Raw genomic sequence first — 20,312 nt, 5'->3', positions numbered from 1 at the left:
GATTAGGGGAGTCGGCGCCCGGATCGGTCGGGCACGGATCGGGGATGCTGTGAAGCTTTCAAGCGGTGCTGCGCGGACGCTCGGTGTTTTTGCTGTGGTCACGGCCGTTACGGTCGCCCCGGCCGCGCCGGCGATGGCCGCCCGGCCCACGTCGGCCACCGGGAAGACCTGCACGATCGTTGGCACGCCTCGGAACGACCGGCTTCTCGGGACCGCCAAGGCGGACGTGATCTGCGGCCTCGGCGGCAACGACACCATCGAAGGCCGCGGCGGCAACGACCTCCTCGACGGCGGCGCCGGCAACGACATCCTGCTGGGCGGCGCCGGCAGCGACCGGCTTGCCGGCGGTGCCGGCGTCGACCGGGTCTCGTACGCGGACCACACGACGTCGGTCACCGCCTCGCTGGACGGCCGCGCCAACGACGGGTCCGCCAAGGAGGCCGACACCATCGGCGCCGACACCGAAGGCCTGATCGGCGGCTCAGGAGTCGACGTGCTCAGGGGCAACAGCGGCCCCAACCAGCTCACCGGCTCCGGCGGCAACGACTACCTCTACGCCGGCGGTGGCAATGACACCGTCCTCGGCCAGGACGGCGACGACCAGATCGACGGCGGCCCGGGAAAGGACATGGTTGCCGGCGGAACGGGCGACGACTTCTGCACCTCGGACGGAACCAGCAGCTCGAGCGACTGCACCGTCACGACGGTGGTGGCTCAGCCAGAACTGGTGACGTTGTCCGTCACGGTGCTCGACGGAGCGGGCGAGCCGCTCCCGGGTGTGTCGATCAGTTTCATGAGCGAGGGTTCGCGGCGGGACACTGACGCCTCGGGACGGATCAGCGTCACCCGCATGGCCGGCGTCACCAGCATGGAGCTGCGGACGGCCACGCTTCCTGGCTACAAAGGCATCGTCTACACGCACAGCTACTTCAACCTGATCGAAGATCGAGACGTGACGATCCGGCTGCCGCATCTGGTGCCCGTGTCCGTCCGTGTCACCGACGTCGACGGAGCTCCACTCGCCGGCGCGACAGTGTTCGCGGACAACTACATGCCCGTGGCGCAGCTGTGGCCGGGCGGCCCGGACTACAAGCTGCACGGCTGGACGATGTTCTTCAACCCTGTCCGGACCGATGCCGCCGGTGCTGCCACGCTCTGGGCCCTCGCCGGCTCCGAGGCCACGGTCGGCGCGACGTACTCCTTCGACGGCGACGTCGGCGTCAGCCCCAATACCACGCTGAGCGAGGCGACCGAGGCAGCTGAGGTGATGCTCGCCGTGAGTCGGCCCAAGCGGGTGACGTTCTCGGTCCGGGTGCTGGACGGAGCGGGTGAGCCGGTTCCGGGGTTCAAGGTCGGCTTCATGGGTGAGGGCCCGGGAAAACTCACCGACGCCGACGGGCGAATCACCGTCAGCCGCGTGGTCGGACACGTTCCGATGGAGGCGCGCGGCACGCTGCCCGGCTACCGGGGAACCATCTACTTCGTCAGTTACTTCAACCTTGACGAAGACGCTGAGGCGACGATCCGGCTGCCAAGCCTGGTGCCGGTCACCGTGCGCGTCACCGACGTCGAGGGAACACCGCTGGCCGGCGCTTCCGTGACGAGCATGGGCGAGTCGATGTTTACGGGCGAGTTGTGGCCGGATGGCCCCGAGTATCAGGTCAGCGGCGATGCGACTCCGCCGCCCTGGACACCGATCCGCACCGATGCCGACGGCACGGCGACGATCCCCGTGCTCGCCGGCTCGACGGTCACGGCAAGCGCCGCGTACTCCTTCAACGGCGCGGCCGGCGTGGGGTCTTCGCGCACGGTGAGCGACGTGACCGAGCTCACCGAGCTGACCGTCGCCGTGGCGAAGCTCCCGCAGCCGACGCCGGCTTACACCGGCTGACGGATGGCTTTGAACGAGAGTGCGGCGGGGCGCTGCTGACCACCGCCGGCAGCGGACATTGGTTTGTCGCACTGGTCGACCCGGACGATGGGCCGGCTACATCACCCGCACGGCCGTCCTTCGTCGTCACGACGATCTCCACTCGCCGGGCACAGGCACCACTGAGCATGACCGGCCAGGCTTTGACAGTGGTTGAGTGTGCGGCCAATCGAGAAATCACTGCCTGGATCATCTGCAGGTGCATTCGATCACCATGCACAGATTCTTCCAAAGCCTGGCGACCGACGCTCGCGGCGTGCGGGTTGTGAACGGCTCGGCCCCTGAGTGGATAAGACGAACGTTGCACCATGCGAACCGATGCGCCGTCGTTATCGGCGATCCTCTGCCGGGGACTTTTCGTAGCCGACCGCAGGTGGGCGGTGTAGCAGCGAACGGTCGCGGCAAGGCTATGCCACGTTGGGTGACCGACCCACCGTAACGTGCGGTCTGAGCGCCCCCAACGGGGTTCCAGGTGAATATCCGGAAGGTCCCGGCCGCGGCGTCGACCTCGCCGTTCGAGCAGAAGGTGACATCGGAGAGGATGCCGAGAACGCAGTCGCCTGGATGCATCTGCGCCCACGCGACCTCGTTGCGGGTGGCGATGATGGAGTTGCCGCTCGTCTCGGTGCCCTTGGCTTCCAGCCAGAGTGTCCGCCCGTCCTTGGTGGCGACAGCGTCGTAAGGATTGCCGAATCGGACGTCGTGCACGGTCCAACCGTCGTTACGGAAGTGCTCCATGAGCATTCCCTGCGCGGCGTCCTCGACCTTCTTTCGACGCGCCGGGTCCATCTGCCAACGCTGGCGGGGCGTGCTGCGCAGCGAGAGGGTCGCGGTGAGGCCAAGGTGCTCAGCCCACAGAGCCGCAAGCTCCGTCGCCACAACCGAGGGCAGAACCCAGCCACTGGCCTGCGGCCGCCAGATGCCACCCCTCGGGGATGCGGTCGACCAGCACCTCGTGCGGCAAGCCATCCTCCGGCAGCAGGAGCGTGTCCCAGTCGATCAGGACGTAGTTGGCGATGCCGCCAGCGCGGTCGTCGTCCCAATGGCCGTCGCTGAAAATGCGACTGGCGGTAGTACCGCTGCCAATGACACCGCGCGGTTCGCGGCCTTGGCGCAGGAAGTAGACCCGGTCGCCCGGCTCGATCCCGCCGGTCCGGCCGCCGGTGGCCCATTGGCCGCGCAGGAGCCCGCCGTCGGCGACAGCCTTGACGTCCTGTGGGTACGTCTGGTCGGCCCAGGTAGCGTCCGGGTTCCACTTCTCCGGGTTCCAGGTCACCACCAACGTGGCGGGCTTACGCCCCACGAAGCCGGCCCGCTCCGCGGCGAGCATCGCGTCCAGCTCCTTGGTGGCGAAGTACCCGACGGGGTAGCGCTGACGCAGGACCAGCCTTCCCTTCAGCGCGTCGTGCACCGGGTCACCGGGACGCAGCACGGTGCCGGACCATCTCCACTTCACCCTGCCGTTACCGTCGCAGCGGTGCCGCCCGCTGATCTCCGCGACGACCTGGACGCGGCCGTTGAACGACAGACGCTCACTTGGCGGACGACGGTCGCTGGCTGGGCGGGCCAGTAGAGGTCCACCTAGAGCGCCGCGATGGTCTTCGGTGCTCTTTCCGCCCGGCTGAGCGTTCGGATCAGGGCGGCTTGGCCGTGTCGCCGCGTAGCCATGTGGCAGAGCACGCCGATCACTGTGTCGAAGGCGCCCGCCGGAAGTGCGGGAGTACTCACGCCGATGCTGGCGGCCAGATCGTCGCAATGCACCGCCAGTTCGAGCATCCGGGTGATGAGGTAGTCGTCCAGTGACAGGGCCCATGGTCCCCATGGCAGTTGGATCACCCGCTGGAGTGGTTCGGCCGGTAACCGCTGTTGCAGGTGCGTCAGGGCTGTGCCGGCGGCCAGGGTCAGGGCCGATGCCCCGGCGGTCGCCGCTTCCTCGGCCATGCAGCGGATGTAGGTGTTGACCTCGCTGTCGATATCGCCGTCGGTCCACGTCGATCTGGCGAAGTGCTCCGGTAGTGAGATGCGCTCGTCCACGGTCTGCGCGTCGAGCACGGGTGGCACCTGGGTAAGTTGACTGACCAGGTGGGCGGTGAGTCCGCCGACCCGGAGCTTGGCGAGCACGCTCGGTGCGTCCCATCGTGCGGCCACGGCTGGGTGTGCCAGCAATGTGGTCGCCACTGCGGCTGATTCCAGGTATGCCTCTCTGGCCGTCATGGCCCCAGTGTGGACACGGCCGGGATCGGGCTCAACGCCAACAGGTCCTGCTGGGCAGGTGAGGCAAAAGGACGGCCGTCGCGGCGCAGAAGCCGCCCATCACCAACCGGTACGCCCAGGCCGGGCGACACCCGAGAATCTCGCCGGACCCTCGGCACCGGACGGTGAACGCGATGAGGATGCCCGTTCGCCCCGCGCCACTCGACGCGGTAGATGAGGATGCCGAGCGCCGGGTCGCCTCGATGCCGTCCAGGTCGGGCATCCGGATGTCCATCAGGACCACGTCCGCGGCCCTTCGCAGGCTGACTGAAATACTTTGCACGTGGCCGAGGATGCTGGAGTTGACCTTCCACAGGTTTGGGTCTTCCTCGGCGAGGGCGCACGATTCGCGTCCGGCCTGTTCAGGGACCGTGAAGCCGCCCTCCAATGGGTTGCACAGCACCAATTGACTGGCATCGTCACTCGGTATCCGGTCGGTACCGGCTGCTACGACCTCGCGCTCGCGCAGGGTCGCTTCCATCCCACCAAGCCACACCACGGCACGCCAGCCCACAACGCCGGATTTCTCCCGCCGGCCCGAACATCCATGTACGAAACGGGCACCCAGACTGACTCAACCGGTGCACTCGTCCGCGCTCTGTCCGCGGCAGATCAATGCGCCCCGGGCGATCTGGCCGGCTGGTCCTGGCAGATACTCGCGCCATCCAGGATGGATGGACGCTCCCGAGCAGCCCTCCACCTGACCCATCCCGACCGCAGACGTCTGTCGCACAATGCTCGCGGCGGATGAGTTCATTTCCATGCCGTCGCGCGGAAACGTTGGTGCGGGACCTACAGAGACTGATTGGCCAGGTGCCAGAGCAGGTCACCGGTTGATCGACTGCTCCAGGACGGCGCGCAGGGATTGCACCAAGGCCAGCGCCTGCGGATACGACTCCTCAGACTCCTCCCACAACTCGCGCCATTCCGAGTCCTTCCCCACGGTTCGATCGAGGGCCCGCACCGCTATCGCGGGAACGTCGTCTCCTACCTCGACGTTGCCACCCTCCAGCAGGAAATCGGGAGCATACGGGGTGTCAATCGCCGTCCCGCCCGGCAGATGGGAGGCGACGATGGCCGCGGCGGCAATGGCCTCCACCGCATCGCCGCTGTCGAGGTACTCGTCCCCGTGCCCGGCGACCCGGCTCAGCGCATCACGGATAAGCACTGCCCGTTGCTCCGGGGCGGCGCCGTCCAGGTCACCGCACCAGTCGGCGGCGGTGTCGTTGTCGAACGGCCCGACGTCCCACGTACCCATACTGATTCTCCCGCTCGCCGACAGATCCGAACACGCCGCGAGCGTAACGCCTGCTGATCACGACTCCCGGCCTCCGCATCCAGCGGGACCACCGCGAGGCCTGGCTACGGCCTACGACTTTTCGTTCAAATGGCCGGCACGCACGATCAGCGGCAGATCCGTGCACGTGATCTTCGTGCGCATGTCAGTGTGACGGCTGCATCCCAGGCTCTAATTAGCGCAGCACACGGCGGCTGTGTACGTCCGCCCGCGACGCTTAGCGTGGCCCGCCGGTAGGTTGTGTCGGTGAGCAACCCGATGTCGCCGAGATGTGGCAGGCCCATTGTGACCGCTGGTGTCCACCGCTGGTGTCCACCGCTGCTGCGCGGCGCCGAAGTCGGCGACATCGATGTAGTCGAGACAGCAGGCTGAGGGAGCGCCCCCTGAGTCCTTGAGAGCACGGCGGCGGCCATGATGCGCAACTGGAAACCGACAGCCATCAATCGGATGATCCATCGTGACGCGAGACGGACCGCCCAGACAATGGACGGCGCATCCTCCGGGTTGGTGGCTGACGCCACCAACCCGCAGCGCAGGGGGCATGACCAGCGACTACAATCCACAAACCCTAAACGGACCGTGAAGCGGATCTCCTGCAGGAATGCTAGGCGGCATCCCGCTGGTCCAGCCATTTGAGAATCGCCTCGGTCGTTTCCTCCGGCTTCTCCTGCTGGATCCAATGACCGCAGTCCAGACTGACCACTTCCACATTCGGCACGAATTCCGTCAGTCTTTCAGACTTCGCGACCGTGTCGCGGTCGCCGTAGATCATGAGGGTGGGCTGTCGGATGATCGGGTCCACGTCCGCCAGCAGGCGCCAGTTGCGGTCCAGGTTTCGGTACCAGTTGATTCCGCCCGTGAACCCTGTTGACTCGAAGGCGGAGACGAAGACGGCCAGTTCGCTGTCACTCATGACGGGCTCACCGAGTGGAGTTTCTGCTCTGGCGAGGTTGATCAACGCATTGCCCGGCTGAGGCTCTGCGAGGGGCACGTTCTTCCGGTACATGTTCCGAAGGAATTGGAACGTGTTCTCCTCGAACACGGCATCCGCGACGCCCGGCTGCCGGTTGAAGTGGACGAAGTAGAAGTCGCTGCCGAGCACGGCTTCCATGACCTCGATCCAGGGCATTTCTCCGCGCTCGAGGTACGGCAGGCTCAGGCTGATCACCTTGTTGACCCGGTTTGGGTGCAACAGGGTCAGACCCCAGACGACGGCTGCACCCCAGTCATGACCGACGAAGGTGGCATCGTCGTATCCGTAGTGATCGAGAAGTGCGACAAGATCACCCGACAGGTGTGCGATGTCGTAGTCGGTGACTTCGGCCGGACGGGACGAGTTGCCGTAACCCCGCTGGTTCGGGACGATGACGTGGTAGCCCGCTGCAGCAAGGGCGGGCATCTGATGGCGCCACGAGAAGGCGTGCTCCGGCCAGCCGTGACAGAGCACGATGGGGTTCCCCGCGTTCTGCCGGCCGACTTCGAAGACTTCGACTTCCACACCATTGACCGAAATGCGGGTGGGCTCGGGAAAATCGATTGTCATGCCGGCATCTTGCCGACCGATACCGGTCACCTACTGACCGGTTTTGGTGGAAGCGTTGTCGGAGTGCGAGCCGACCGGTTGATGGCCATCCTTCTTCTCCTGCAACATCGCGAGCAGGTGACAGCAGCGGAGGTCGCCCGGGAGCTGGAGATCTCCGAGCGCACCGCCCGCCGCGACCTCGACGCCCTGGGCATGGCCGGCGTGCCGGTGTACTCCGTGCAAGGCCGGGGCGGCGGCTGGCGCCTCGTGGGCGGCGCCCGCACCGACCTGTCCGGGTTGACCGCGAGTGAGGCCCGCGCCCTGTTCCTTGTCGCCGGCCCGGCCTCGTCCGTGACGCCGGCCGTGAAAGCGGCGCTGCGCAAGCTCGTCCAAGCCCTGCCGGAGCCCTTCCGGGTGCAGGCCGAGGCGGCGGCGTCGTCGCTCGTCATGGACCCGCAACCATGGGGATCGAGCCGGGTCGAGCCCCGATCGCCTCGCTTCCTCGACGAGCTCCAGGACGCGGTGATCCGCGGCGTCCAGGTCCGGCTCGGCTACGTCGACCGCGAACACACCGAAACCGAGCGAACCGTCCACCCGCTCGGCATCGTCGCCAAAGGCCCGTCGTGGTACCTCGTCGCCAACACCGAGGCCGGTCGGCGGACCTTCCGGATCGACCGCGTGTCGTCCGTCGACCCGACCGGCGATCCCGTACACCGGCCCGATGACTTCGACCTTGCCGAGAGCTGGCGCGCGATCGCGGACGAGGTCGACGGCAAGCGAACACCCCTCGAAGTCCGGGCGGTGTGCGCGTCCCACGGGATAGGCGTGCTCCGGATCGGATTCGGCGGTCGGCTCGAGGTGGGAGGTTCCAGGACCGACGGCCGCATCGAGGTCGTGATCCGCGGCAACGACGAATACATACTCGCCGGCGAGCTTGCCGGGCTGGTCGAATGGATCGAGGTGACCGGCCCTCCGGGTGTGCGAGACCACCTGGCCTCGATCGGCAACGCGCTCGTCGAGCGATACGGCTGAGACCGGCACGGACGTCGTACGGCAGAGCGATAACCGAGGTCATCCGGTTCTACAGCACCGATGAACTCCGACAGCTCGCACGGCACTACGACGAGATAGGCGCCATCTACCCGGCCCAGCTCTCCAGCCTCCGTAACAACGAGCTGTGAGCAAGGATGCCGCTCGTCATCGACGCGGCAAGGAGCAGCAGCCGTAGCAGCACCCCGAGCATGGGCCGACGTCGACGCAAGCTCATCGGCACGAGCGTGCGCCGGACGGACCTCGGTCGGCGTCACACCGCGTAGCGGCTCTTCGCCGGCCGCCGCGCACGCTCCGCGGCAAATGAGGATGCCGCCTCGCGGTCGGGTTCGGCCGTGCCGAACGGCTTTCGCCGTCGCTGGGACGACACTCGAGGAGCCGGTCTGTTGCATTCCGACCTCGCTAGTTTGTGCCCGTGCCCGTGCCCGTGCCCGTGCCCGCGCAGGAGCGGCTCGCTCATCACTCGGCAGCGTGAATCGACCGGATCGACATCGACGACCGTGCGGTGTGCGGGAAACGGTGGTGGTCTTTGTGATCAGACCTGCCCGGAGGTGGCCGGTGGTTTCGGTTCCGTGGGAGAAGCCTTCCGAGCCGCAGTATGCAGACTTGGTCTCTCGACTTTTCGTGCGGCTTTATCCGAACGCCGAGGTGATGGACGGCTCCGGCGGGGACGGGGGCCGTGATGTGCGGATCCGCGAGGCCGGTCGGCTCACCCTGAACGAGCTTTAAAGCTTCACCGGGCGGCTGAGCGCACGGTCGCCGAACCGGCGCCAGCAGGTCGAGAAGCCGCTCGAGCAGGCGGCCAAGCTTAAGCCGGACGTGTGGAACCTGATCGTTCCCATCAACCACAATCCGTCCGAGCTGGAGTGCTTCGACCAGCTGAGGATCAAGTACCCGTTCGTCGGGGCCATCCGAGAGCACCGCGCGGAGCGCGACATGCTGACCGGAGGCATTCGAGACTTGGTCGCCCGCGCCGACGCGTTGGCTCGCCGCGCCGACGAGGTGTCTCCGGACTACGGCCTCCGAACGCGTCGGGTCGAGGGCGGGACCGAGGTGGTCATCTACGCCAAGGACGACGAGGCCGCTCAACGGTCTCTGGTCACCTGGAGGGGCCAATTCCAGTTCCCCTGCTACCGATGAGGCTCGCAGGCAAAGCAACAGGTGGACGATGCGTTCACCGACGGCGGAGTCGGGCTTTGGCGACTGGCGGGCGTTCATGCGGCCCGACGCGATCCTGTCGCGAGTCGTTGGGTCCGCCGACCGCCCTGGGCTGGAACGGCGTTGCCACGATCTGTTCCACCGGCGCGATGCGCGCGATGATCGCGTCCGCCGTCCCGAACTCGCCATCGACACCGGCGAAAACGGCCGGGCAATGCTGGCGCGCGGAGCGTTGGACGAGGCCAGGCGAGGAGCTGGCGCGTTGACGGTGTGATCAGAACCAGGAGGGTCCTTGCTGCACGTACGGATCTTCGATCGCCTGGACCTCGTCGTTGGTGAGTTCGATATCGAGTGCGGCGACTGCTTCCTGGAGGTGGTGTGGCTTGGTCGCGCCGACGATGGGGGCGGAGACGTCGGGGTTGCGCAATACCCAGGCGAGTGCGATCTGGGCCATGCTGATGCCACGTTGCTCAGCGACGTGCTGCACTGCGTTGACGACCGGTTCGTCGAGGGGTGAGTCGAACGCTTTGACCACCTTGTCGGTGCTCGACCGCTGGCTCTGCTCGCCCCAGGGCCGGGCGAGCCGGCCTTTGCCGTTGGGCGAGTAGGGGATCAGGCCGACGCCCATGTCGGCGCACATGGCCATGAGTTCGCGTTCGTCCTGGCGTCGGAGCAGGTTGTATTGGTTTTGCATCGAGACGAATCGGGTCCATCCGCCGAGGGTGGCGGCGTGCTGGAGTTTGGCGAACTGCCATGCGTACATCGACGAGGCTCCGAGGTAGCGGACCTTGCCGGCGCGGACGATGTCGTGCAGGGCTTGCATCGTCTCGTCGACCGGCGTGTCCGGGTCGAAGCGGTGGATCTGGTAGAGGTCGATGTAGTCGGTGCCGAGGCGGGTGAGGGACGCGTCGACCTGTTCGAGGATCGCTTTGCGGGACAGGCCCTGCCCGCCTGGGCCGTTGTGCATCTTGCCGTGGACCTTGGTGGCCAGGATGATGTCGTCGCGGCGGGAGTACCGCTTGATCGCGCGGCCGACGAGTTCCTCGGACGTGCCGGCCTGGTAGGTGTTGGCGGTGTCCCAGAAGGTGACGCCGAGTTCGACAGCTTGCTGGAAGAACGGCTGTGCGGCCTCGTCGTTGAGGGCCCACGGGTGGGCGCCTTGGACGGATGCGTCGCCGTAGCTCATGCATCCCAGGGCGAGTCGGCTGATCTTGAGCCCGGTCGTACCGAGCCGTGTGGTCTCCATGATTGCCTCCTTCGAGGCGTCGGTGGTCGTGAGAGTGGGGCCGAGGAGGCTCGCCTGTCTGCGCCGTTTCTGGCCGGCAGAGACTACGGTGAGCGCGGGATGCGTCATTGCCGAGGTGGATGAGGCGACGTGCCGGTGCTTGACGCCGGGCGGGTACCCGTCGAGATCGTCCGCTTGGATCTCCTCGACGGGGCCGCCCGACCGCTGGGTGCGCCCACGCCGTACGTCACGGTCACTCGCTGTCCCGCCCGGGTGCGCCGGTCATGTCGACCGCGCCCCGGGGTTGTGTAGTGACTGGAGCCAGGGTGGGGCGTTTCGCGGTGCGGCCGTCTCCTGAGGAGCGGCCGCGAAGGCGCCGGACGAGCCATGGTCCGACGAAGCCGGCGACCCAGCGCAGTTCGCCGACCGTGCGCTGCCACGCCCCGGGATTCTGTTGTGGGGTAAGGGGATTCATCCACATGGCGTCGCTGCCCGGCAGATCCAGCGTGTGGCTGACGGCGGCGGCGAGCCGGGTGTGGCCGAGGGTGTTCAGGTGCAACCGGTCCGGGCTCCACAGCCGCGGGTCGGTGCAGACCGGGTACGCGGACAGGTCCACCACGGTGACCTGGTGCCGGTCGGCGGCCTCACGAACGTGCGCATTGAGGTCTTGTGCCCGCCTCGCGATCCCGCGCGCGGCCGGTGCCAGCAGCGAGGGATCAGGGAGCAGGAAAGCGATGACGTGTGCGCCGATACCGGTCAGCGCCTCGAACATGCTCTCTTGATGGCCGGCCAGCTCGGCGGCGTCGAACCGGGGCCGGAGCAGATCGTTCACCCCGGCCATCACAGTGGCCAGATCGGGACGCAGGCTCAACGCCAGGGGGAGTTGTTCGGCGTGCACCTGGTGCGTGAGTCGTCCCCGTACCGCGAGGTTGGCGTAGCGCACTCGCGGGTCCGCGATGGCGAGCTGGTCGGCGAGGCGGTCCGCCCAGCCCCGGTAGCCGCGCGCGTCGTCGCCGTCGTTCATTCCCTCGGTCTGGCTGTCCCCGAGCGCCACGTAACGCAGATAGGTGCTGGTCACTGCTGGTCCTTCCGAGATGGCGACAAGAGACGAACACCCGTGTCGTCCAGGTTCAGGGGACCTGTGTCACGGCGGGATCTCAGCCGGGTGTGAGCAGGATTTTGATCTCGGTGACGACGTCGTCGAGCGGGGTGTCGGTGTGCCCGGCACGGCAGAGGATGACTGCGCCTTCGATGGCGGCGACGCTAAGGGTGGCCAGCCGTTGAGCGCGGTCGCCGGCGAAGCCGTTGGCCGTGAGGAGATCGCGGATTCGGCTCTGCCATTGGGTGAAGACGTCGTGGACCAGAACGGTGACCTCGGGCAGGTCCGGGTTGGTGTCTACGGCGGCCGCGGCTATCGGGCAGCCGGCCAGGTAGTTGGTCTCGCCGAGGACGTGCTTCCACATGCCGGCGAACTGTTCCAGTGCGAGGGCCGGGTCGCCGCTGGCGACCGCGGCGTCGAGCATCGTGGTGATGTAGTCTCCGGCTTGCCGGACGGCGCCCAGGATCAGCTCGTTCCGGCCGCCGGGGAAATGGTGGTAGACCGAGCCGCGGGGTGCTCCGCTGTGGGCCAGGACCGCGTCGATCGTAACGGCGCCCGCTCCTCGTTCGCGCAGCAACGCCACGGCGCTGGTGAGCATCCGTTGTTTGGTCTGGCCCGGCGGGCGACCCATTCGCTTAGCCCTTCCTACCCTCGAACTTCTCAGCACTATGCTATATCCCATATCGACTGAAACGGCGAGTGTCGGGGTCGGTGTCACGTCCGGTCGCTGGAGGTGGGCGGCGGGTTGGCCACGGTGGCGATCGCGATCGCCTCCTCAGGACCGAGGACGAACGGCCACGGCGTGTCCCCGGCCAGCACCCGGGCGACTCTGGTCCATGGCTGGGCCGGTGACGGCGAATCCGTCCATCGCGGCCACGTTGCAGACCGGCTGGAGTGCGGTCGAACCCAGCCAAGGCTCATCGGGGGCCTCGCGCGGTGGGCAACGCTGTCAGGCCTTGGCGCCGAGGATGAGGCACGTGGTGGTCGCGTGGGCGATGAGTTTCCCCTCGTCGTCCACGACCTTGCCTTCGGCTGTCGCGGTGCGGTTCCCGCCGTGGACGACGGTGCCCTCGGCGGTCAGGGTTTGCCCGTCGGTGTGTGCGGCGCGGATGTAGTTCACCTTGATCTCCAGAGTCGTGTAGGTCACGCCGGCGGGCAGGGTGCTGTGTACCGCGCAGCCCATCGCGGTGTCGAGCAGGGTCGCGGCGATGCCGCCGTGCACGATGCCGAGGGGGTTGGCGAAGTCGGGCTGGGTGTCCAGTGACGCGACGATGCGGCCGTGTTCGACTTCGTCGAGCCGGATGCCGAGCAGCCGGCCGATGCTCGGAATGTGGGTAGGTCGCGTGGACTGCACCCAGCGCATGAGTTCGAGGCCGGACAGGGCGGTGAGTTCCGCAATCGTCACAAAGGGCTCCTTCGGTGTTCGGGCTGTGCCCGTGCTGCGGTTTTCGGTGCGGTGCGGTGCGGTGCGGTTCGGTGTGCTGGGTCGGGTCAGTCCGGAAGCTTTTCGATGCGCGCGGGTACGTGTTTGTGCCAGGGGGTGCCGGCGATCGGGTCGCGCCAGTGCGACTCGGTGAGGTCGTTGGGAGCGACGCCGGTGCGTCCGGTGGTGCCGTCGGCGGCGGGCAGGTCGAGGCCGAAGCCGTTGGGCAGGGCGGCGTGGCCGGGTTGCATGCGGTCGTCGATCTCGACGACGGCTTGGGCGGTGCCGCGTCGGGTGGTGATCCGGGCTTGTGCGCCGTCGCGCAGGCCGAGGCGTTCGGCGTCGTCGGGGTTGATGCGCAGTGCGCCGTCGCGGTCGCGCAGCCGCCAGCTGTTGTCGTGGAAGATGGTGTTCGCGGTGAACGCCCGGCGTTGCCCCGCGGCGAGGATGAACGGGAACTCGGCGCTGGTGTGCACGGCCGGGGTCTGGTCCAGGCGGTCGATCAGGTCGAGCAGTTCACCGATGGGCAGCGGGATGCGGTGGCCGGGGTGCGGCACGTAGGTCCAAGCGTCGTCGTGCTCGTCCTCGGTGAAGGTGACCCCGGAGCGGCCGGCCAGCATCGCGTCGAACAGCGCGTCGGGGCTGGCGTGACCGGCCCGGCGCATGGCTTTCGGGTACTGCCGGCCGATGCGCTGGGCGAGGCCCCACAGCACGGCGGCTGAGCGTGCCCCGCCGGCCAGGGTGGGCCCGAGGGTGTCGTAGAGCAGGTACGGCGCCAGAGCGAGGGTCTTCTTGTCTGCCGCCGCGAGGGCCATGAACGCCAGCCGGAACGGGGTGCGGCCGAGGCGCGCGGCGGCACGCAGCACGGCCAGCCGGCTGCGTGGCACGGCGTGGAGCTCCCGGATGATCCGGGCGTAGATTTCGGGCTCGGGCAGGGTGCCCGGCAGCGCGTCGAGGACCGGCGCGCGCAGGTGGAACGTGTTGTGCGGGAACTCGACGTTGAAGAAGGTGGCTTCCCACTTCTCGAACTGCGACGCCGCCGGCAGTATGTAGTCGGCCTGGCGGCCGGTCTCGGTCATCGTGACGTCGATGACCACGACCAGGTCCAGGGCGGCGAGGGCCTGGCGGAAGGTGACGGAGTCGGCCAGGGAGTGCGCCGGGTTGGACGACTCGATGATCATTGCCCGGAATCGGTCGGGGTGCTCGGTGAGGATCTCCTCGGCGATGACGTTGCACGGCACCAGCCCGCCGGGCATCCGGGCACCGGTGACGGGGGTGCGGCGCAGCCGGGTGTCGTAGTGGGCCAAAGGAGTGACCCACGAGTGCGGCTGCATACCGCCGGGTTTGGCGAAGTTGCCGGTCAGCAGCCAGACGAGCTTGTTCAGGTACGACACGAGCGTGCTGTTCGGGCTCTGCTGCACCCCGAGGTCCTCGTAGGTGGACACGCTGGTGGCCGCGCCGATGCGCCGCGCGGTGGTGCGCAGCAGTTCCTCCGCCACGCCGCATACCTCGGCGTGGCGGGCGACGTCGACGGCGGCCAGGTGCGGCAGCACCACTTCCGCCTGCGTGGTGTGGGCGTCGAGGAACGCGTGGTCGACCAGGTCTTCCTGGACCAGCACGCCCAGGATGGCCGTCAGGCACCAGGCGTCGGTGCCGGGCCGCACCTGCAGGTGGATGTCGGCCAGGTCGGCGGTCTCGGTGCGTACCGGGTCGATGACGATCATGGTGCGGGCCGGGTCGCCGGCGATCTGCTTGAGTACCGTGCGGGCCCGCGGCACGCCGTGCGTCTGCCAGGGGTTCTTGCCGAGGAAGACCGAGACTTCGGCCTGTTCGAAGTCGCCGGCGGTGTGCCCGCCGGTCAGGTGCGCGTCGACCCAGCCCTCGCCGGTCTTCTCCTGCGCCAGGGGGTTGGAACGGTAGCGGGCACCGAGGGCGCGCATCAGGGCGCCGCTGTAGGCGCCGCCGAGGTGGTTGCCCTGCCCGCCCCCGCCGTAGTAGAAGATGCTCTTGCCGCCGTGGGTGTCACGCACGGTCGTGAGCCGGGCGGCGATCTCACCGATGGCGGTGTTCCAGTCGATCGGGGTGAAGCTGCCGTCGGCTTCGCGGCGCAGCGGTGTGGTCAGCCGGACACTGCCGTTCTGGTAGTGGTCCAGCCGCAGAGCCTTGTTGCAGGTGTAGCCGCCGGTGGCGACGTGCTCCTTGTCGCCGCGGATCTTGGCGAACCGGCGGCCGTCGGTCTGGATCTGGATCCCGCAGTTGTTCTCGCAGAGAATGCAGGCGCTCTTGTGCCAGGTCGCCTCGGCCGATTGCGTCATCGGTTTCCTCTTTCCGCGCCGCCCGGGGTCAGCCGAGGGGGCTGGTCGAGTCGCGCAGGGTGTCCAGGACGGATGCGTACATGCGGGCCTTGATGGTGCCGAGAGTGTCGCCGGCCTTGCTCACGAGCGACTGCGCGATCTCCACCGCGGTCGCCCGGACCGCTCCCTCGCCGACCGCCCGGTCGACGATGGCGGCGGCGAGAGCGTCGGGGCCCGGGTAGCGGCGGGCGGTGGTCATCGCCTCGTGCGCCGTCTGCGGCGTCAGTCGCGCCTGGATCAGCGCGGACATGCCCGCGGTGAACGGAATGTTGATGTCGGCCTCCGGCAAACACCAGTAACCGCGGTCGGCGCGCATCACCCGGAAGTCGTGGGCCAGGGAGAACATCGCCCCGGCCGCAAAGGTGTGCCCCTGCAGGGCGGCCACGGTGATCACCGGCAGCGACAGCATCCGCGCCAGCAGCTCGTGGACGCTCACCACGTAAGCCTGGTACTGGTCGCCGTGAGCGAGCAGCCAATCCAGGTCCAGGCCGTTGGAGTAGAACTTGCCGGTCGCCGTGGTCACCAGGGCACCGGAGCCGGCCTTCTCCACTTCGTCCAGCGCCGTGTTGACCGACGCGATCCAGTCCGGGTGGAAGCGGTTCTCGCTGTCTCCGAGGTCAAGGACGAAGACGTTGTCCTGCTGCTCAAGGGTCGGCATCGGAACTCCGTTCGAAAGCGTAGAGATGGACGTGGTAGAGGCTTCGCCCTCGGCCCGGCAGTGGGCCGGATCGGTCCTAGGCCGTATGCGCGGGCATATTCCGGCCTCGTTTGGGGCGCCGCACCACGGCGAGGTGGCCGTCGGAAAGGGTGGCGACTCCCTACCCGTCAGTAACTTATGGGTTATAGCATAGTGCATCACCGGCTGCTTGGCGAGAAGTGACGTCAGGTGAAACGTCCAGCAGCGGGCGAGGTGGTCAGGAACGCGCCGGGGAGAGCGGCGATCATGGCCGGGCGAGCCGAGGTCGGCGAAGAATTCGGCGTTGGCCTGGTGTAGGCGGCCCACAGGGCTGGGAGGTCGTCCTCGTAGTAGATGGCCTCGACGGGGCAGACGGGTTCGCAGGCCCTCAGTCGACGCACTCGTCGGGCTGGATGTAGAGCATCCGGGCGCCCTCATAGATGCAGTCGACCGGGCACTCCTCGATGCTGGCCTTGTCGAGCACGTCAACGCAGGGTTCGGCGATCACATACGTCGTGGGGACGTCCCTTCAGCGGGGTCGGTACGTGTGGCGCAGACCGGCTCGGTAGGTGGGCGAACGTGCCGGGCTCGCGACCACCGCAGCCGTCCGGCGGCCGGGTTCGGTCGGCGACGTGGCAACGCGGGCCGTTCGCCTGTGCGGCCACTGGCTTCGAGGGTCTCCCTCACCGGCCGAGCTGCCCCCTCACCGTTTGACGGAGCGGCGGGTGAATTCGGGTGCGGTCTTTCGGGCGTTCGCCGAGCGGGCGATTTTGTGGTTGGCGCCGAGCAGCAGGCGGAGTTGGTAGCTGCTCTCCAGGCGTAGGGCGCGCCACGGCGCGGCAGGCCACGCTTTGTGGAACAGGTGTTTGGTCGCGGCGACCGAGTCGGGCGAGCGGGCCACGAGTTGGTGCGCGAGCTCCATGGCCGCCGCGTACGGATCGGCGGAGACGTCGGTGACCAGGCCGAGTTCCCGGGCGCGGCCGCCGTCGAAGATCTCACCGGTCATGGTCAGGTGTTTGGCGACGTCCATGGGCAGCAGTTCGCGGAGGCTGACGGTGCCGGTCATGTCCGGCACCAGGCCCCACTTCGCCTCCATGATGGAGAACTCGCAGTCCGGGGTGGTGAACCGGAAGTCGGCGCCGAGGGCGAGTTGCAGGCCGCCGCCGAAGCAGTGTCCCCGGATCACCGCTAGTACGGGGATGGGCAGCCGCCGCCATGCGAAGCAGGCCTCCTGGTACAGGTTGGTGGAGCGCCACGGCGGCCGCAGGAAGTTGATCATCATCTGGGTGGGTTTCCTGCCGACCGAGACGAAGTCCAGCCCTGCGCAGAAACTCGCGCCGTCACCGGTCAGGATCACCGCCCGGACGCCTTTGGCCTCGCGCAGTTTCCGGGCGGAGCCGACGAGGGCGCGCAACATGTCCAGATCGAGCGCGTTGAGCTTGCCGGCGCGGTTCATCACGACGCGGGCGACCGGCCCGTCGATTGTGGTCTCGACCCGGTCCGTGTTGTCTGCGGGCATGAGTGTTCGAACCTTCCTGCTCAGGTAGGCGTGGCTGGCGGTCAGATCGTGAGCGTCGCGTGGGTGCCCTGGGAGATGGCGCGTTTCGCGTCGAGTTCGGCGGCGACGTCCGCGCCGCCGATGACGCGAGCCGGCAGGCCGGCCGCGCGCAGCTCGTCGTAGAGTCCCCGGCGGGCCTGCTGGCCGGCGCAGATGACCACGTCGTCGACCTCCAGCAGGCGTGCCGTGCCGTCGGTGGTGAGGTGCAGTCCGGCGTCGTCGATCCGGTCGTAGCTGACGCCGGCGATGAACTCGACGCCGCGGGCCTTGAGGGTGGCCCGGTGCACCCATCCGGTCGTCTTGGCCAGCCCGGCACCGACCTTGCCTTTCTTGCGCTGCACCAGATACACCCGCCGCGGCGGGGTCGGCCCGGCCGGCGGGACGAGCCCGCCGGGGTACGCGACGGTGTCGTCGACGCCCCACTCGCGCATCCACTCCACCAGCGGTTGGGGCGTGCCGAGGGTGCCGGTGTGGGTGAGGAACTCGCACATGTCGAACCCGATGCCACCGGCGCCGACAACGGCGACGCGGCGCCCGAGGGTGGCCGTGCCGGTGAGTACGTCGGGATAGCTGTGCACGTTGGGGCGCTCGCTGCCGGGGATCGTGACCGCTCGCGGCGTGACCCCGGTGGCGACGACGATCTCGTCCCACCCGCCGTCACTGAACTGCGCGAGCGTCGCAGCATGGTTGAGTCGCAAGTCGACACCCAGGACCCGCAGGCGCCGGGTGAAGTAGCGCAGCGTCTCGCCGAAATCCTCCTTGCCGGGGACGCGCCGGGCGAGCTGGAACTGCCCGCCGATCGTGTCGGAGGCTTCGAACAGGGTGACCTGATGTCCCCGTTCGGCGGCGGTGGCCGCCGCGGCGAGACCGGCAGGCCCGGCGCCCACCACGGCGACGCGCTTGACCCGCCGGGCCGGGACCAGGATCAACTTCGTCTCGTGGCCTGCTCGGGGATTCACCAGGCAGCTGACCGTCTTGTGGACGAACGTGTGGTCCAGGCACGCCTGATTGCAGGCGATGCAAGTGTTGATCTCGTCGGCGCGCCCGGCCGCCGTCTTCGCCACCCAGTCGGGATCGGCGAGCAATGGCCGCGCCATGGAGATCATGTCCGCGTCGCCGCGCGCCAGGACCTCCTCCGCCGTCTCGGGCATGTTGATCCGGTTGGAGGCCACGACCGGCAGGGTCACCTCGCGGCGCAGCCGGCCCGTGATCGCGGTGAATGCGGCCCGTGGAACCGACGTGACGATCGTCGGTATACGTGCCTCGTGCCAGCCGATGCCGGTGTTGATGAGGGTGGCGCCGGCGGCCTCGACCTCCCGGGCCAGGGCGATCGTGTCCGGCCAGGTCTGTCCCTGCTCGACCAGGTCGAGCAGGGACATCCGGTAGATGACCATGAAGTCGTCACCGACCGCGGCGCGGGTTTTGCGGACGATCTCGGTGGCGAACCGGCGGCGCGCGGCCGCACTGCCACCCCACGCGTCGTCGCGCTGGTTCACCCGCTCGGCGAGGAACTGGTTGATCAGATACCCCTCCGAGCCCATGATCTCCACACCGTCGTAGCCCGCCGCACGCGCTAACACCGCGGCGTACGCGAAGTCGTCGACGGTCCGGGCGACCTCGCGGGCGGTCATGCCCCGGGCACGGAACGGGGTGATCGGCGACTTCGACCCCGACGCGGTCGCGCTGAACGGGTGGTAGCTGTAGCGCCCGGCGTGCAGCAGTTGCAGCGCGATCCGGCCGCCGCCCGCGTGCACCGCCTCGGTGATGCCGCGATGACGTCGCACCTCGCGGCGGTTGGTCATCTTCCCGGCGAACGGGAGCAGCCAGCCGGTGCGGTTCGGCGCGTACCCGCCGGTAATGATCAGGCCGACCCCGCCTCGGGCGCGTTCGGCGTAGAACTCGGCGAGCCGGCCAGCGTGCTGGGGACGGTCCTCCAGGCCGGTGTGGATCGAGCCCATCAGCACCCGGTTCGGCAACGTGAGGAAGCCCAGATCGAGGGGCGCGAGGAGATTCGGAAAACGTGCTGCCGCAATGTCCGCGGTCATGGTGTCTCCTGTCGGCTCGGTCGCGCAGGCCTCGTCTGAGCCGGAGGCCAGGTAGATCCTACTGGCGGGTAACTATCTTCTATGGCAGATTACATAGCGCCACCGACGCGGGCAAGGACAGGACCGCGGTACATGAGTGTCCGGCAGAACATTCTGATCACCGGAGCCAGCAGGGGACTGGGCCAGGGATGGCCCGCCAGTTCGCCGCCAGGGGCCACAACCTGGCCCTGTGCGCCCGCCGCACCGACCGCCTGCAGGAGCTATGTGCCGAACTGCAGGCCGCCCACCCCGGCATCACGGTCGCCGTCCGCGAGCTGGACGTCAACGGCCACGCCCAGGTCTTCGACGTCTTCCGGGCCTTGCGCACCGACCTGGGCCGACTGGACCGCGTCATCGTCGACGCCGGCATCGCCAAGGGACAACCGATCAGTACCGGCCGCTTCGACGTCAACCTGCAGACGGCGCAAACCAACTTCACCACGGCGCTCGCCCAGTGCGAGGCGGGTGTGGAGATCCTCCGCGAACAGCACGACGGTCACCTGGTCGTCATTTCCTCCTTCAGCGCCCTGCGCGGCCTGCCCCGCAACATGACCACCTACGCGGCCACCAAGGCCACCGTCGCCGCCCTCGCCGATGGCATCCGCGCCGAATTCTGGGGCACCCCCATCAAGGCGACGCGTACCGATACTCCGGACTCCGACTCCTGATGTATGCAATAGGGT

At 68.1% G+C, this 20,312-nt stretch carries 20 protein-coding genes and 1 pseudogene; 7 read left to right on the top strand and 14 right to left on the bottom strand.

Going from position 1 to position 20,312, the window contains the following annotated elements; all coding sequences use genetic code 11:
- Positions 1 to 94 precede the first annotated feature (94 nt).
- Positions 95 to 1,891: a hypothetical protein gene (locus ACZ6TI_RS44255; RefSeq protein ID WP_465351298.1), complete on the top strand. Its 1,797-nt coding sequence runs from the start codon at positions 95 to 97 to the stop codon at positions 1,889 to 1,891.
- Between the two features lie 228 nt (positions 1,892 to 2,119).
- Here the strand turns inward: ACZ6TI_RS44255 and ACZ6TI_RS44250 are convergent, their stop codons facing one another.
- The 3 genes from ACZ6TI_RS44250 to ACZ6TI_RS44240 all read right to left on the bottom strand — a co-directional run bounded on the left by ACZ6TI_RS44250 (position 2,120) and on the right by ACZ6TI_RS44240 (position 4,144).
- Positions 2,120 to 2,719 carry a protein NO VEIN domain-containing protein gene (locus ACZ6TI_RS44250; protein WP_465351297.1) on the bottom strand — a complete coding sequence of 200 codons (600 nt, stop codon included), beginning with the start codon at positions 2,717 to 2,719 and terminating at the stop codon, positions 2,120 to 2,122.
- A gap of 58 nt (positions 2,720 to 2,777) precedes the next feature.
- Positions 2,778 to 3,341: a hypothetical protein gene (locus ACZ6TI_RS44245; protein WP_465351296.1), complete on the bottom strand. Its 564-nt coding sequence runs from the start codon at positions 3,339 to 3,341 to the stop codon at positions 2,778 to 2,780.
- A 170-nt stretch (positions 3,342 to 3,511) separates the two neighbouring features.
- Complete coding sequence (locus ACZ6TI_RS44240; RefSeq protein ID WP_465351295.1) at positions 3,512 to 4,144, bottom strand: maleylpyruvate isomerase N-terminal domain-containing protein; 633 nt, start codon at positions 4,142 to 4,144, stop codon at positions 3,512 to 3,514.
- A gap of 322 nt (positions 4,145 to 4,466) precedes the next feature.
- Between ACZ6TI_RS44240 and ACZ6TI_RS44235 the strand changes: the two genes are divergently transcribed.
- On the top strand, positions 4,467 to 4,934 hold the full coding sequence (locus ACZ6TI_RS44235; protein ID WP_465351294.1) for a DUF7710 domain-containing protein: 468 nt from the start codon (positions 4,467 to 4,469) through the stop codon (positions 4,932 to 4,934).
- Between the two features lie 75 nt (positions 4,935 to 5,009).
- Here the strand turns inward: ACZ6TI_RS44235 and ACZ6TI_RS44230 are convergent, their stop codons facing one another.
- Positions 5,010 to 5,441, bottom strand: a complete 432-nt coding sequence (locus ACZ6TI_RS44230) for a DUF4259 domain-containing protein (RefSeq protein WP_465351293.1) — start codon at positions 5,439 to 5,441, stop codon at positions 5,010 to 5,012.
- A gap of 643 nt (positions 5,442 to 6,084) precedes the next feature.
- On the bottom strand, positions 6,085 to 7,023 hold the full coding sequence (locus ACZ6TI_RS44225; protein ID WP_465351292.1) for an alpha/beta fold hydrolase: 939 nt from the start codon (positions 7,021 to 7,023) through the stop codon (positions 6,085 to 6,087).
- Between the two features lie 63 nt (positions 7,024 to 7,086).
- On the opposite strand from ACZ6TI_RS44225, the gene ACZ6TI_RS44220 reads away from it, so the two are divergent.
- The 4 genes from ACZ6TI_RS44220 to ACZ6TI_RS44205 all read left to right on the top strand — a co-directional run bounded on the left by ACZ6TI_RS44220 (position 7,087) and on the right by ACZ6TI_RS44205 (position 9,484).
- The gene (locus tag ACZ6TI_RS44220; protein WP_465351291.1) at positions 7,087 to 8,034 is read left to right on the top strand and encodes a helix-turn-helix transcriptional regulator; all 948 of its coding nucleotides are present in this window, start codon (positions 7,087 to 7,089) and stop codon (positions 8,032 to 8,034) included.
- A 624-nt stretch (positions 8,035 to 8,658) separates the two neighbouring features.
- Positions 8,659 to 8,781, top strand: a complete 123-nt coding sequence (locus ACZ6TI_RS44215; protein ID WP_465351290.1) for a hypothetical protein — start codon at positions 8,659 to 8,661, stop codon at positions 8,779 to 8,781.
- Positions 8,782 to 8,871: 90 nt separating this feature from the next.
- Positions 8,872 to 9,192: a hypothetical protein gene (locus tag ACZ6TI_RS44210; RefSeq protein WP_465351289.1), complete on the top strand. Its 321-nt coding sequence runs from the start codon at positions 8,872 to 8,874 to the stop codon at positions 9,190 to 9,192.
- A 28-nt stretch (positions 9,193 to 9,220) separates the two neighbouring features.
- On the top strand, positions 9,221 to 9,484 hold the full coding sequence (locus ACZ6TI_RS44205) for a hypothetical protein (RefSeq protein ID WP_465351288.1): 264 nt from the start codon (positions 9,221 to 9,223) through the stop codon (positions 9,482 to 9,484).
- On the opposite strand, the gene ACZ6TI_RS44200 is transcribed toward ACZ6TI_RS44205, so the two are convergent.
- The 9 genes and pseudogenes from ACZ6TI_RS44200 to ACZ6TI_RS44160 form a co-directional block, all read right to left on the bottom strand.
- The gene (locus tag ACZ6TI_RS44200) at positions 9,485 to 10,456 is read right to left on the bottom strand and encodes an aldo/keto reductase (protein WP_465351346.1); all 972 of its coding nucleotides are present in this window, start codon (positions 10,454 to 10,456) and stop codon (positions 9,485 to 9,487) included.
- Positions 10,457 to 10,688: 232 nt separating this feature from the next.
- Positions 10,689 to 11,513, bottom strand: a complete 825-nt coding sequence (locus ACZ6TI_RS44195) for an SGNH/GDSL hydrolase family protein (protein ID WP_465351287.1) — start codon at positions 11,511 to 11,513, stop codon at positions 10,689 to 10,691.
- Between the two features lie 79 nt (positions 11,514 to 11,592).
- Positions 11,593 to 12,132 carry a TetR/AcrR family transcriptional regulator gene (locus ACZ6TI_RS44190; RefSeq protein ID WP_465351286.1) on the bottom strand — a complete coding sequence of 180 codons (540 nt, stop codon included), beginning with the start codon at positions 12,130 to 12,132 and terminating at the stop codon, positions 11,593 to 11,595.
- 351 nt (positions 12,133 to 12,483) lie between these two features.
- Positions 12,484 to 12,939 (bottom strand): PaaI family thioesterase, encoded by a 456-nt coding sequence (locus tag ACZ6TI_RS44185; RefSeq protein ID WP_465351285.1) that lies wholly within the window; start codon positions 12,937 to 12,939, stop codon positions 12,484 to 12,486.
- Between the two features lie 86 nt (positions 12,940 to 13,025).
- Positions 13,026 to 15,272 carry a molybdopterin-dependent oxidoreductase gene (locus ACZ6TI_RS44180; protein ID WP_465351284.1) on the bottom strand — a complete coding sequence of 749 codons (2,247 nt, stop codon included), beginning with the start codon at positions 15,270 to 15,272 and terminating at the stop codon, positions 13,026 to 13,028.
- Between the two features lie 28 nt (positions 15,273 to 15,300).
- On the bottom strand, positions 15,301 to 15,969 hold the full coding sequence (locus tag ACZ6TI_RS44175; RefSeq protein ID WP_465351345.1) for an enoyl-CoA hydratase-related protein: 669 nt from the start codon (positions 15,967 to 15,969) through the stop codon (positions 15,301 to 15,303).
- Positions 15,970 to 16,257: 288 nt separating this feature from the next.
- A pseudogene (gene fdxA / locus ACZ6TI_RS44170) lies at positions 16,258 to 16,495 on the bottom strand (ferredoxin); the annotation flags it as partial.
- A 195-nt stretch (positions 16,496 to 16,690) separates the two neighbouring features.
- Entirely contained in the window at positions 16,691 to 17,506 is an 816-nt protein-coding gene (locus tag ACZ6TI_RS44165; RefSeq protein ID WP_465351283.1) for a crotonase/enoyl-CoA hydratase family protein, read from the bottom strand.
- Positions 17,507 to 17,547: 41 nt separating this feature from the next.
- Positions 17,548 to 19,590, bottom strand: a complete 2,043-nt coding sequence (locus ACZ6TI_RS44160; protein WP_465351282.1) for an FAD-dependent oxidoreductase — start codon at positions 19,588 to 19,590, stop codon at positions 17,548 to 17,550.
- Here ACZ6TI_RS44160 and ACZ6TI_RS44155 point away from each other — a divergent pair.
- Complete coding sequence (locus ACZ6TI_RS44155) at positions 19,566 to 20,297, top strand: SDR family NAD(P)-dependent oxidoreductase (protein WP_465351281.1); 732 nt, start codon at positions 19,566 to 19,568, stop codon at positions 20,295 to 20,297. The genes ACZ6TI_RS44160 and ACZ6TI_RS44155 overlap by 25 nt on opposite strands.
- The last annotated feature ends 15 nt before the right edge of the window (positions 20,298 to 20,312 follow it).

Source organism: Actinoplanes sp. NPDC051388, from assembly GCF_055586225.1.
The sequence above is the reverse complement of the archived record's forward strand: the minus strand, read 5'-3'. Positions and strand labels throughout refer to the sequence as shown.